At 33.2% G+C, this 14,018-nt stretch carries 13 protein-coding genes; 10 read left to right on the top strand and 3 right to left on the bottom strand.

The features are described from left to right. Positions 1-115: 115 nt before the first annotated feature. A complete protein-coding gene (gene dnaN, locus G600_RS0105865) occupies positions 116-1,219 on the bottom strand; it encodes a DNA polymerase III subunit beta (RefSeq protein ID WP_027431114.1) in 1,104 nt (367 codons plus the stop codon). A 370-nt stretch (positions 1,220-1,589) separates the two neighbouring features. Continuing rightward, complete coding sequence (gene dnaA, locus G600_RS0105860; RefSeq protein ID WP_027431113.1) at positions 1,590-2,948, bottom strand: chromosomal replication initiator protein DnaA; 1,359 nt, start codon at positions 2,946-2,948, stop codon at positions 1,590-1,592. Positions 2,949-3,678: 730 nt separating this feature from the next. On the opposite strand from dnaA, the gene rpmH reads away from it, so the two are divergent. From rpmH to rsmG, 8 genes are all read left to right on the top strand, one after another. Then, complete coding sequence (rpmH, locus tag G600_RS0105855; protein WP_027431112.1) at positions 3,679-3,813, top strand: 50S ribosomal protein L34; 135 nt, start codon at positions 3,679-3,681, stop codon at positions 3,811-3,813. Between the two features lie 124 nt (positions 3,814-3,937). Beyond that, complete coding sequence (gene rnpA / locus G600_RS0105850; RefSeq protein ID WP_027431111.1) at positions 3,938-4,279, top strand: ribonuclease P protein component; 342 nt, start codon at positions 3,938-3,940, stop codon at positions 4,277-4,279. A 26-nt stretch (positions 4,280-4,305) separates the two neighbouring features. Continuing rightward, positions 4,306-4,581, top strand: coding sequence for a membrane protein insertion efficiency factor YidD (gene yidD, locus G600_RS13885; RefSeq protein WP_051195389.1), 276 nt, complete (start codon positions 4,306-4,308; stop codon positions 4,579-4,581). Beyond that, positions 4,578-5,789 (top strand): YidC/Oxa1 family membrane protein insertase, encoded by a 1,212-nt coding sequence (locus G600_RS0105840; protein ID WP_027431110.1) that lies wholly within the window; start codon positions 4,578-4,580, stop codon positions 5,787-5,789. Before yidD ends, G600_RS0105840 begins: the two co-directional genes overlap by 4 nt. A gap of 44 nt (positions 5,790-5,833) precedes the next feature. Next, positions 5,834-6,682: an RNA-binding cell elongation regulator Jag/EloR gene (jag, locus tag G600_RS13880; protein ID WP_051195387.1), complete on the top strand. Its 849-nt coding sequence runs from the start codon at positions 5,834-5,836 to the stop codon at positions 6,680-6,682. A 138-nt stretch (positions 6,683-6,820) separates the two neighbouring features. Beyond that, on the top strand, positions 6,821-8,197 hold the full coding sequence (gene mnmE, locus G600_RS0105830; RefSeq protein ID WP_034245707.1) for a tRNA uridine-5-carboxymethylaminomethyl(34) synthesis GTPase MnmE: 1,377 nt from the start codon (positions 6,821-6,823) through the stop codon (positions 8,195-8,197). 23 nt (positions 8,198-8,220) lie between these two features. After that, the gene (mnmG, locus tag G600_RS0105825; RefSeq protein ID WP_027431108.1) at positions 8,221-10,110 is read left to right on the top strand and encodes a tRNA uridine-5-carboxymethylaminomethyl(34) synthesis enzyme MnmG; all 1,890 of its coding nucleotides are present in this window, start codon (positions 8,221-8,223) and stop codon (positions 10,108-10,110) included. Positions 10,111-10,125: 15 nt separating this feature from the next. After that, positions 10,126-10,851 (top strand): 16S rRNA (guanine(527)-N(7))-methyltransferase RsmG, encoded by a 726-nt coding sequence (rsmG, locus tag G600_RS0105820; RefSeq protein ID WP_027431107.1) that lies wholly within the window; start codon positions 10,126-10,128, stop codon positions 10,849-10,851. 79 nt (positions 10,852-10,930) lie between these two features. On the opposite strand, the gene G600_RS0105815 is transcribed toward rsmG, so the two are convergent. Continuing rightward, complete coding sequence (locus G600_RS0105815) at positions 10,931-11,878, bottom strand: alpha/beta fold hydrolase (RefSeq protein ID WP_027431106.1); 948 nt, start codon at positions 11,876-11,878, stop codon at positions 10,931-10,933. Between the two features lie 288 nt (positions 11,879-12,166). Here G600_RS0105815 and G600_RS0105810 point away from each other — a divergent pair, with 288 nt between their 5' ends. Continuing rightward, entirely contained in the window at positions 12,167-13,156 is a 990-nt protein-coding gene (locus tag G600_RS0105810; RefSeq protein ID WP_027431105.1) for a sensor histidine kinase, read from the top strand. A gap of 17 nt (positions 13,157-13,173) precedes the next feature. Next, positions 13,174-13,818, top strand: a complete 645-nt coding sequence (locus G600_RS0105805) for a response regulator (protein WP_027431104.1) — start codon at positions 13,174-13,176, stop codon at positions 13,816-13,818. Positions 13,819-14,018: the final 200 nt, after the last annotated feature.

Raw genomic sequence — 14,018 nt, 5'->3', positions numbered from 1 at the left:
TATGATTTATCTATATTCTCTTGAAAATGTATCGTTTTAGCGACACAGTCTCAAGAGAAGTATATTTTAAAAATATCTAACAAAAATACTAAGTTAAATCTAAATTTAACCGGTATTAAGCTACAAAATTAACTGGAAGAATTAAATAAACATAATTCTGCTCCTTATCTCTAATAAAGCAAGGAGACTTTGGATTAACTAAGTAAATATCTACTGTTTCATCATCGATTACTCTTAATGCATCAATAAGGAATTTAGGATTGAAACCAATCATAATGTCCTTACCGTCTTTATTGATTTCGATGTTCTCATCAAAGTTACCGATAGCTGACTTAACATTTACCTTAAGGGAACCATCCTGGATGCTGATAATGATTGGCTTCTTATCACTTTCCTTGATGAATAAGTTAGCTCTATCTATTGATTCTAAGAATTCCTTTTTGTTAATAGTAATCTTAGTTTCGTAATCATTAGATAACATCTGATCAATCTTGAAGTAATCACCTTCAATTAATCTTGAAACTACTAATGTATTATCGAATTCGAAAAGAATATGATTATTAGTAAAGTAAACATTTACCATAGCTTCTGCATCAGTAGATAAAATCTTACTAATTTCTGATAATGTCTTACCTGGAACAATAGCCTTAATTGTATTGTAGTGTTCCTCTAAAGTTACATTACGAATAGCAATTCTATGTCCATCAAGACCAACAACCTTAAGCTTATTATCTGATACTTCAAATAATTCACCTGTCATTAATTTATTATTATCTAACATAGATATAGAGAAAAGTGTCTGATTGATTACTTCTCTTAAGCTAAACTGAGATAATGTAATCTTCTTTTCTTTAACAATAGCTGGAAGATATGAAAAATCTTCACCAGACTTACCTGCAATATTAATCTTTGTGTTCTCACATTCAATAGTAGCAACGAAATTATTGTCTGTTTCTAATGTTATTTCATTATCAGGAAGTTTTCTAATAAATTCAGAGAAAAACTTAGCATCTAAAGCTACTTTACCTTTTTCAATAATGTCACCCTCAACGATAGTCTCGATACCAAGTTCCATATCGTTAGCTGTAAATTTAATAACATTAGTAGTTGCATCAATTAAGATACATTCAAGGATAGTCATTGTTGTTCTAGTAGGAACAGCTTTCATTACGATATTAACTGCTTTAGTTAAATTAGATTTTGTAAAAACTAATTTCATGATGTGTAAAACTCCTTTCAGTTATTAATGCGACTCTGTCGCCATATATAAATATATATATTTTCGTAGTCGTAGTAGTAGGCAGTGTGGAAAAGTTTAAAAATATGTTGAAGCCTTACTGCTACTGGGTTGCTTGAATTTGATAACTGTGTTAAAACGATCGATTTTTGATGTGAATGAATTATGGATAAGTCCCGGTCAAAAATTTAATTAAAATCATTAAAATGAGTTATAAAGTTCAATCAACATATAAGTAACATCTGATAAACAAGTTATCCACATAGTTATCAAAAATTTGTCTAAAAACAGCCCAAATTGTTAATAAGTCGGTGGATAACTGTGGATAACCTGTGAGTATTTGTTAATAAAATCAATCTGGATTGATCTTTTTAATGAGAATATCAACAGTTTCCTTAGTTTGAGGATTGTTAGCAACTTCTTCCTGCATCTTTGAAATACCGTGGATAACCGTTGTATGGTCACGTCCACCTAAGGCACTACCGATGGCCTGAAGAGGTGCTGAAGTCATCTCTCTACATAAATACATAACGATCTGTCTTGCATAAGCAATACCAGCGCTTCTTTTCTTGGAAATTATATCGTCTGCAGATACATGTGTATGCTCTGAAACAATCTGAATGATGTATTCAGGTGTAATTTCCTTTTTAGAATCTGGTGAAATAAGGTCTTTTAATGTTGTTTCTGCAAATTCAACAGTCATTGGTGTATGAGAAAGTCTTGAAAATGCAGATAATTTAGTAAGCGCACCCTCTAGCTCTCTAATACTTGACTTTATATTAGTAGCAACATAGTCCTTAACATCGTTTGGTAAATCGATTTTGAGAGTCTCGGCCTTCTTATTAATAATAGCCATCTTAGTTTCATAAGTAGGAATCTGAATATCTACTGGTAAACCACTCTCAAATCTAGTTCTTAATCTGTCAGATAATGTCTCCATTTCCTTAGGAGGTCTATCTGAAGAAATAACGATCTGCTTTCCATCCTGGTATAACGCATTAAAAGTATGGAAGAACTCTTCCTGAGTTGATTCCTTACCTATAATAAACTGAATATCATCGATAAGAAGAACATCGATGTTTCTATATTTATTTCTAAATTCTGAGTTCTTATTAGTTTTTACTGATTCGATCAATTCATTAGTGAATGTTTCTGATGTAACATACAATACCTTCTTGCTTGGATCATTATCAATAATGTAATGAGCAATCGCCTGCATAAGGTGAGTCTTTCCAAGTCCAACACCACCATAGATAAATAGTGGGTTATACACTTGGCCTGGTGTCTCAGCTACTGCAAGAGATGCAGCATGAGCTAGGTTGTTGTTATTACCAATGACAAAAGTATCAAAAACATAAGCTGGATTAAGATTCTGAATAGCAATATTATTAGAAGAATTAGAAGTCTTTCTTGTTTCTTCCTTCTTCTTTTCTGCATCAGAGATTAATCTTAGATGGCAAATTCTATTAAGCACTTCGCTTGTAGTTGCCTCTAATAAACTTAGATATTTCTTTTCAATGTAAGATATACCTAAATCAGCAGATGATGATGATTGATCTTTCTTATTGCAATAAACTAAAGTTATATTATCACCATCAACAGAATATGGCTGAATTGGTACAATCCATGTCTTGAAAGAAACGTCAGGAATATCATGTTGTTCTTTAAATGTGGTAAGTATTTCCTCCCACTTACTCATTAATTCTTCCATATTTATTACTCCAAATAGTTAGTTATAGATAAAGAAGAAAATTCTAAGTAAATAAAAAATGTCTACCTTATATAATAAGTAAAAACAGCTTGTGTAAAAGTCAGTCTTTAGCCAATCATATAAAGCACTCTTTATCTATATTGCGGATTTTGAAAATGTAATTAGCCCTAAATAGCTATAATTTAGGTAGATTTCCACTAAAAACACATTCCATAACATAATACATCATTTAAGTGGATTTTTCAAGAAATAAGGATTTGAGTAGCCTTTAAAAAGGAGTAACATTTTTAATAAAAATGGCTCTAACTATTCTTAGTAATCTATATTATAGATATGAAACCCGCACGGTTAGGGGCTTTGTGGATTTCTCCACAAATTCCACAATTTAGATTGTGGAAAACTTTAGCTAATAGTTGATAAAATGCAACTATTAACGTAGCTGTGGATAAATTACACACAGTCCAAAGGCGCTTGAATAGGGGATTCTTTAGATTTACACACAGTTATTCAGATACAAATCCACACTTATCCACAAGTTATCAACAAAATGTGCATAACTTTGTATAAATTGTGGATTAGTGGGGATTTGTCAAAATTATAGCTTTTTCGATTTTGAATTACTTGACTTTCATCTATCGAATAAATATAATTAGAGGGATGTTTTGAATTTTTACAAGATAAATTATTCCTACCATATACATAAAGTGGTAATAAAGGAGGTGTATATAGTATGAAGATGACATTTCAGCCAAAAACAAGACAGAGAGCTAAGGTTCATGGTTTCAGAGCAAGAATGAGCAGCGCAGGCGGAAGAAAAGTTTTAGCAGCAAGAAGAGCAAAGGGCAGAAAGAATCTTTCAGCTTAATAGCTTTATTGGACCTTCTTATTAGAAGGTCCTTTTTTATTTATATTTTCTAAGATTGATTTTAAATCTTAGGCAATTAGATTTATAATAATGAAGAATAAAAGAATAGTTTGGTAGGGTGTTTATGAAGTACAAGGATTTCGAAACATTAAGAAGTAATATTGAATTTAAGAATGTATACGATAATAGAGTTTCTATGGCTAATAGAAATTTGATTATGTATATAAGAAAGAACGGAACGGATACGAAAAAACTTGGTGTATCTGTGAGCAAAAAAGTCGGGAATAGTATTGTCCGACACAGGTTAGCTAGATTGATTAGGGAGGCTTTTCGTCTTAATACTGATCACATACCCGATGGTTATGACTATGTAGTTGTAGCTAGAGCTAATCTTAAAGATAAGGGTTATAAAGAAACAGCGGAGTCAATGATACATTTATTAAGACTACATAGAATATATAAGTAGTTGTAAGGAAGTTACAAGTGAAGAATATAGGTAAAAAGATAGTTTTAAAGCTGATTCGTTTCTATCAGCTTGCAATTTCGCCTTATAAGGGTGGAAAGATGTGTGCTTATATTCCCACATGTTCTCAATACGCTATGGAGGCGGTTGAGATGTATGGAGTTATCTTAGGTGGGTGGTTGGCTTTCAAAAGAATACTTAGATGCAATCCTTTTGTTAGAGCTGGATTTGATCCAGTCCCAGTTGGTAAATACCAGTGGCGTAAGAGATTTCATCGTAAACAGGGAGGAAAAAGTAAAGAATGAATAACATAATTCAACCTATAGCTACATTTTTAGGTGCCATTCTTGACATTTTATATAAGGGTCTAGATGTTATTGGTATTGGAAATGTTGCTATAGCAATTGTTGTTTTCACATTATTGGTTAAGCTTTTAATGTTACCACTAACAGTAAAGCAGCAGAAGATGTCAAAGCTTACTTCTATTATGAATCCTGAAATCAAAGAGATTCAGAATAAATATAAGGATAAGCGTGGCGACCAAGATGCAATGTTAAAGATGCAGGCTGAAACAAAGGCTGTATATGAGAAATACGGTGTTTCACAGTGGGGCTCATGTGTTCAGTTATTAATTCAGATGCCTATTTTATTTGCATTATATCAGGTATTCCAGAAGATACCTCTTTATATTTCATCAATTAAGGTATTATTTACTAATATCTTAGGTAATGGTTCAACTGGACTTTCAAGTATTGATGGTTATCAGGATACATTATCAAGTATTGCTAGCAATGTGGATTGGTCTTCAACAAAGGCTGCAATTGTTGGATTAAACAGTTTTTCAGCTGATCAGTGGAATCAGTTAAAGGATGCTTTTCCTTCAATGGCTTCTTTAATTACAGAAAATTACGATAAAATTAAGCAGGTTAACACATTTTTAGGTGTTAATATGTCTCAGGCACCTGGCTTTTCACTAAGTTTACCAATTTTAATACCTATTTTAGCAGGTGTAACACAGTTTATTAGTGTTAAGGTTTCACAGGCTGGTATGTCTCAGGCTACTGATGATGATAACCCAGCAGCAGCATCAATGAAGATGATGACATTATTTATGCCAATTATGTCTGCTTTCATTGCAATCTCAGTACCTGCAGGTCTTGGTTTATATTGGATTGCTACAGCTGTAATTCAGACTATTATGTACATTTGCATCAACAGATATTATGATAAGATTGGTACAGATGCTATTGTTCAAAAGAACATTGAAAAGCGTAATAAGAAGAGAGCTAAACAGGGCTTACCTGCTGAAACAATAACTAAGAATGCTAAGGTTAGTGCTAAGAAGGTAACTACTGAAGATAGAGTACGTAATTTACAGGCAAAGAAAGATGCTAACGATAAGAAGATTGCTGATTTAAAGGCTGCAGCAAAGAATGTTAAACATTCTAAGGCTGGTTCTTTAGCATCAAAAGCTAATATGGTTTCAGAGTATAACGAAAGCAATAAGAAGTAGTTATAATCACAAATAAAATAAATATAGAAGAGAGGGAAAAAGTAATGGATTTTGTTGAAGTTACAGGAAAGTCACTAGAAGAGGCTATTACTAATGCTTGTTTAGAGCTTGGCACAACTAGTGATGATATTGAATATGATGTTGTTGAAAAGGGTAGCAATGGTTTCTTAGGAATTGGTTCTAAGGATGCTAGAATTAAGGCTTGGAAAAAGGGTCATAAGCCAGCAATTCTTGAAGAAGCAGCTCCTGTAAAGGAAGAAACAGTGGTTTCAGAAGCTCCTAAGGCTGAAGAAGTTGTAGAAGCTAAGGCAGAAGCAACAGCTGAAGTTAAGACAGAGACTAAGGCTACACTTTCTAACGAAGAAATTGAAAGAAGAATTTCTACATTCCTTAACAATATGTTTAAGGCAATGAATATGGATGTTGATGTTAAGATTTCATTTGACGAAGTTGAAGAAAGCGTTAATGTTGAACTTCTTGGTGAAGGAATGGGTGTTTTAATCGGTAAGAGAGGTCAGACACTTGATTCTATCCAGTACCTTACAAGCCTTGTTGTTAATAAGGGTAAGGAAAAGTACGTTCGTATTAAGATCGATACAGAAAACTATAGAAATAGACGTAAGGAAACTCTTGAATCCCTTGCAAAGAATATTGCATATAAGGTTAAGAGAAGCAGACGTGCTGTTTCATTAGAGCCAATGAATCCATATGAGAGAAGAATTATTCATTCAACTCTTCAGAATGATAAGTTTGTTTCTACAAAGTCTGAAGGCGAAGAGCCATTTAGACATGTTGTTGTATTCCTTGATAAGGAAAAGCCAGCTAATGCTAATAGCTATAACAGATATAACAATAGAAGAGACAACAATAATAGATATAACAACAGATATTAATTTGTATAAAACATGTTTATTACAGACAAGATGGGTGAGACAATATTCACTCATCTTGTCTTGTATTTTGTAAAGATATAGGTTAAATTAAGTCTTGTTGATTAGACTTAAGAATGAGTTAAGATTAAGAGGAAAGTTATGGTTGATACAATAGCTGCTATCTCTACTAGCACCATGTCTAGTGGAGGAATTAGTATAATAAGAGTAAGCGGAAGTGAAGCAATCGATATAGTTGATAGCTTATTTTTGTCAAAAAAGAATATTAAATTGAAAAATGTAGCTTCTCATACAGTTCATTATGGCAATATCGTCTATGAGGATAAACTAATAGATGAAGTGCTAGTTATTGTAATGAAAGCTCCTAATACATATACACGTGAGGACATTGTTGAAATTGATTGTCACGGTGGAATACTTGTAACAAAAAGGATTTTAGAGATAGTCCTAAAGAGTGGTGCAAGACTAGCAGAACCAGGCGAGTTTACAAAGCGTGCCTTCTTAAATGGACGTATTGATTTATCTCAAGCTGAGGCCGTAATTGATATTATTAATGCTAAGAATGACTTAGCATTAAAGTCCTCTGTAAAGCAATTAAATGGAAAATTATCTGAAAAGATTAAAGGATATAGAGAGATTATCTTAAATAATGTGGCTTTTATTGAGGCTGCACTAGATGATCCAGAACATATTGATATTAATGATAATGTAGATAAGATGACAAAAGATGTGGATAACCTTGTGGATAATGTGAATAAACTGTTGAAAACCTTTGAAAATGGGCGCATTATACATGATGGTATTAGCACTGTAATATTGGGTAAAACTAATGCTGGTAAGTCATCACTTCTCAATGTCCTTGCAAGGGCTGAAAGGGCCATAGTTACTGACATTGAGGGCACTACAAGAGATGTGCTTGAGGAGTCAATTAACCTATCTGGAATCACTCTAAATCTTGTGGATACAGCAGGAATTAGAAAGACAGATGACATTGTGGAAAACATTGGTGTGCAGAAAGCTAAGAAGTACGCAGTGGATGCAGATTTGGTTATTTATGTTGTGGATTCAACACGTGATTTAGATGATAATGATTTTGAAATTATGTCCTTAATAAAGGATAAGAAGGTTTTAGTTCTTCTAAATAAGATTGATCTTGAGATGGTTGTTTCTAAAGAAGATATTATGAAACATTTGCCTAATGCTAGGTTAGTTTCAATCTCAGCAAAAGAGGAGATTGGTATTGATAATCTTGAGGATGAGATTAAGGAAATGTTCTTTAATGGCAACATTCAAGTAAATGATGAAGTCTACATAACTAGTGCAAGACACAAACAATTATTAACTGAAGCAGTTGCAAGTTTAGAGCTTGTAAAGCAGGGAATTGAAGCAGAGGTAAGTGAGGATTTTCTTACAATTGACCTTATGACTGCTTATGAAAAGCTTGGTTTAATTGTTGGTGAAGAAGTAGAAGATGATTTGGCAAACAGAATATTTGAAAGATTCTGTATGGGTAAGTAAATGTAAGAATCGAGGAAGTTATCATGCATAATATTAAAGAAGAATATGACGTAGTAGTTGTTGGTGCAGGTCATGCAGGCTGTGAGGCAGCCCTTGCAAGTGCCAGAATGGGTTTAAATACAATCGTGTTTACAGTAAGTGTAGACAGTATCGCTATGATGCCATGTAACCCTAATATCGGTGGTAGTTCTAAGGGACATCTTGTTAGAGAAATTGATGCCTTAGGCGGCGAAATGGGTAAGAACATCGATGCTACATTTATACAATCAAAGATGCTTAACGCTTCAAAGGGTCCTGCTGTTCACTCATTACGTGCACAGGCTGATAAGCAGGACTACACAAGACATATGAGACAGGTGCTTGAGAATACTGATAATTTAACAGTAAGACAGGGCGAGGTTTCTGAAATCATGGTAAATGATGGTGTTATCGCTGGTGTTAAGACAGTTTCTGGCGCTGAATATTTCGCTAAGGCAGTAGTTTTATGTACTGGCGTATATTTAAAGGCTAGATGTATTTATGGCGATGTAAGCCAATATACAGGCCCTAACGGCCTTCAGGCAGCAAATCATTTGACACAGAGCTTAATTGATAACGGAATTGAAGTTAGAAGATTTAAGACAGGTACTCCAGCTAGAGTAGATAAGCGTTCTATCGACTTTTCTAAGATGGCGGAGCAGTTTGGCGATGAAAGAGTTGTTCCATTTTCATTCACAACAGATCCTGAATCAATCCAGAAAGAACAGGTTTCATGCTGGTTGACATATACTAACGAGGAGACTCACAAAATTATTAGAGATAACCTTGATAGATCACCACTTTATTCAGGAAATATCCACGGTGTAGGACCTAGATATTGCCCATCAATTGAGGATAAGGTAGTTAGATTTGCAGACAAGGACAGACATCAGGTATTCGTTGAGCCAGAGGGTCTCTACACTAACGAGATGTATCTTGGCGGTATGAGTAGTTCCCTTCCAGAAGACGTTCAGTATGCTATGTATAGAACTGTTCCTGGCCTTGAAAATGTAAAAATCGTACGTAATGCCTACGCTATCGAATATGACTGTATCAGCGCAATTCAGTTAAAGTCTTCTCTTGAATTTAAGAAGATTAGCGGTTTATTTGCTGGTGGTCAGTTTAATGGTAGTTCAGGTTATGAAGAAGCTGCAGCACAGGGTATTATTGCTGGTATAAATGCAGCGCTTTATGTAAAGAAAGAAGAGCCATTAATTCTTGATAGATCAGAGAGTTACATTGGTGTATTAATAGATGACTTAGTAACTAAGGAAACATCTGAACCATACAGAATGATGACAAGTAGAGCAGAATACAGACTTGTTTTAAGACAGGATAATGCAGATATACGTTTAACAAAGTATGGTCACAAGATTGGTTTAATTAGTGATGAGCGTATGAATAAGTTAAATGAGAAGATTAGACTCATAGATGAAGAAATTGAACGTGTAAAAACTGTAAATGTGGGGACAAGTGAAGAAGTTCAGAAGGTTCTTGTGGAAAACGGATCAACAGAACTTACAACAGGTGTAACCCTTGCAGAATTAATTAGACGTCCAGAGTTAAATTACGAAGTATTAGCTCCAATTGATAAGCATAGACCAGAACTTCCTTGGGATGTTCAGGAACAGGTTAATATCAATCTTAAGTATGAAGGTTATATTAGCCGTCAGTTAAGACAGGTTGAGCATTTTAAAAAGCTTGAAGGTAAGATGATTCCTGAAGAATTAGATTATTTTGCTATTTCAGGTCTTAGAAAAGAAGCTATGCAGAAGCTAGATAAATTCAAGCCTCGTTCAATTGGCCAGGCTTCAAGAATTTCAGGTGTATCACCTGCAGATATCTCTGTATTATTGGTTTATTTAGAGTCATACAGACGCAATCTTGCAAAGTAGAAAGGATTAAGCATAATGAAAAAAGAAGAAATGCTTTTTATAGATAATCTTAAAGAATTAGGTGTTGAAATCGATTCAAAGCAGTTAGAGCAGTTCAATCAGTATTATGAGACACTTGTTGAATGGAACGAATTCATGAACCTAACAGGTATAACAGAATATGATGAGGTTTTATTAAAGCATTTTGTAGATAGCTTAGTGCTTGATCCAAACAAACTTATTACGTCAGATAAGATAAGGCTTATAGATGTTGGTACAGGGGCTGGTTTTCCTGGCCTTCCTATAAAGATAGCATTTCCTAATGTAGACGTTGTCCTACTTGATTCTCTTAATAAAAGAATTAAGTTCTTAGACGAGGTAATTAATAAATTAGGTCTTGAAAATATTAAGACTATCCACAGTAGAGCCGAAGATGGCGGACGAAACAAGGAATTAAGAGAGCAGTTTGATATTGCGATTTCTCGTGCCGTTGCTAATTTATCATCCCTTGCAGAGTACAATTTACCTTATGTTAAACTAGGTGGCTATTTTGTAGCTATGAAGTCTGGAGAGATTGATGAAGAAGCTGAAAATGCAAAGAAAGCCATTAAATTACTAGGTGGACAGCTTGAAAAAATCACTAAATTTAGATTACCAAATACAGATATAGACAGATCTTTAGTCCTTATAAAGAAGGTTAAAGAAACATCAAAAAAGTATCCAAGAAAGGCTGGACTTCCTACAAAGGAGCCACTTTCATAAATAAACAAAACCCTGAAACCAACTGTGATTGTGTGGTTTCAGGGTTTTTTACAAAATTATTTAGTTCTATTAGCTTTTATTAAGCTAAGAAAATATCAACCTGCTTTGCAAATTCTTCTGGTTCTTCAACCTGAGGAAGTTTTTTTGCATTAGGAATAAAGTAAGTTTCAATGGCTGGATTTAAATCAGTATATTCTTCGATAACATTTGCATTATTATCAAGTTCACCACCGATAATGTAGATACTATTATCCACAGAAGCTAAAAGTCTAGCAATGGCAACAGTTGTGTAGTGGCACTCCTTACTTGTGTAGAGGTGCTTGCTTGCTGCGCCCTGTAAATGTGATGATTCATAATAAGCGTCAAGGAAGTCACTTGGAACTTCACCCTTTGCGAAAATGTGATTAGCCATTGTATTGTTAATAGAACCTTTACTAGCACAAATATTGTAAACTAAAGTACCAATAATAGGTGTCTCAAGAATAATTCTTGTTATCTTAGACTGCTTAGTTGGTGTTAACATCGCTGTTTTAATTGATTCTGGACTTACTAAAATGATGTTATTAATGATGTCCTTGTTGTTAAAGGCACTAGCAACTGCAATTGGAGCAGATGCTGAAGTTGCGATAACATCAGTCTTTTTGGTAATAACATTGTTAATAAAGTCTGCTACAAGCTGTGTGTACATATAAGTTGTATATGTAAGATTTGGCTTGTCAGAGTTTCCACATCCAAGTAAATCGATTGCATAAACAGTATGCTTTTCTGCGAGAATATCTATAACATTATCCCATTCATATGATGAACTAAAGGAACTTAAATCATGAATTAATAAAACTGGTTTCCCAGATCCCTGTACACTATAGCTGATATTGCCAAATTTCCAAGGATAACATGAGTTAATACGTTTATCTGTGATGCCCTTCGATGTTGCTGTACTAAAGATAAGTTTATTTATAAGGTGTGCTGTTGTAAGAACGGCTGTACAGACACCTGCAAAAAGACCGAGCTTTTGCCATTTATTCATATATTACCTCCGAATTACTAAATAATTAGTATTTTCTTATATAATATTATAGTCTAATAAAGACTAACTATCAAACAATAATTTCAAAATACAAATTTAAAATCTAAATTACTCAAGTATTATATAAATAGTAAAAAAGTACTTTATTTCTAGTCCAAAATAGGTTAAAATTTTTATGGTAGTAGTAAAAAGTGCAAAAAACAACTACATTTTTACTATTTTTATGGTACTATAGAACGTGTAGGTACCATATATTAAATCTTTTGTTTATTAAGTATTGGAGCAAATATGTATAATAGAGAAAAGGCACAGGAGTTTATTGAAGAAGAATTCAGATATTGGCAGCTTGAGAAACTAGAATTAGAAAATGATATTCAACTTGGTAACTCTAAACTTGTCTCTATTGATAAAGAGATATCTGAGCTTAAGGAAAAAATGGGAAAAGATGATTATGCTTTTCATTCCACCAATTTTGACGATGAACTAGCAATCAAACTTGAAACATTAAATAAAACAAAAGAGGAAATCCTATCAGAGGACATTGCTTATAAGGATCGGTTGAAGTTAATAGAGCAAAAGATAGAAAATTTAGATCATATAATCAATGACGATGATTTACAGGATAATGATAGTACTACAGAAATCTCTAAAGATATACTTAGAAGTATAGAATTTGAAAGAGAACGAATTTCTCGAGATATTCATGACACAGTAATACAAACATTGACGGCTTTGTCATATAAGGATGAATTTATTATTAAATTAATTGAACAAGATGCAAAGAGAGCAAAGCTAGAATTACAATCAAGAAGAACAGCACTTAAAGATTGTATAAACGAATTAAGAGAGATTATTTCAAATTTACGTATGGGACAAGTCAAGGATTTAGGATTTGAAGCTGCATGTAATCAATGCATTTCTAAATTAAAAGATTCCAGCGATATTATTTTTAATTATAGCTTTATTGGTGATGATAATGTGGACGACATTATTGCAATAAGTATTTTACGAATTATAAACGAACTTACTAGTAACTCAATTAAACATTCTAAATGCAGTAAGGTCGATATCAGTATTAAGAAAACCAACAATGAGATAGTACTTAAACATAAAGATAACGGTATCGGATTTGATTTCGATAATCAAAGACATGTAAAATATAATAAAACAGGTTTTGGTATGGTGATGTTAAGGGAACGTGTTGAATTACTTAAAGGGGTGATAAGTTTTTCTAATCACAAGGGGTCTTCATTTACTATAACAATACCAATAAAGTAAAAAACGGGAGGGTTTTTATGGCAGTTAACGTTTTACTAGCAGATGATCATAGAATGGTCAGAGAGGGGCTTATTCAATTGCTTGAGATGGACCATGAAATTCAGGTCGTTGGTGAAGCAGGAGACGGTTATGAATGCTTAAACTTAGCAAATAAGACGAAGCCCAATGTAGTTCTATTAGATATTAATATGCCTAACTTGGATGGCTTACAAGTTTTAAGTATAATGAAGCAACAGAAAATGCTTTGTAAAGTAGTTATTTTGACAATTCATAAAGAAGTAGAGTATTTAGTTAAGGCTTTAGATGAAGGTTGTGATGGATATGTATTAAAGGATTCAGATTTTGATACATTAAAGAAAGCAATCTTTGCAGTATATGCTGGTGATACTTATGTTGAGCCAAGCTTAATGCCATTACTTAATGCAAGCCTTGCAGAAAGAGATGTAATGAATGAAAAGTTAAGCGACTTAACTAAGAGAGAAATCGAAGTACTTAAAATGATCGCTGCAGGATCATTTAATAAAGAAATTGCTTCTACATTAAATATAAGTGAAAGAACAGTAAAGAATCACGTATCTAATATATTTAAGAAGATTGGTGTTTCTGATAGAACTCAAGCTGCTGTTTTTGCTATTAAAAACAATATTATTTCAATAAAGTAATTAGCTAATAGCTATCAATATTGAAAAGTAAGAGGATTTGATTAATCAAATCCTCTTTTTTATTATTATGTTTCATGTGAAACATATAGAGATTTATCTCAAGTAGAGTGTGAATTGTTATTCTATGTTTCACATGAAACATTAGCTATAATTATCTTGGTATGAATTTAGTTATTAATATATGATGTTTCACATGAAAC

Source organism: Lachnospira multipara ATCC 19207 (genome assembly GCF_000424105.1).
GTDB lineage: Bacteria > Bacillota > Clostridia > Lachnospirales > Lachnospiraceae > Lachnospira > Lachnospira multipara.
This window is presented reverse-complemented; position numbering and strand designations above follow the sequence as displayed.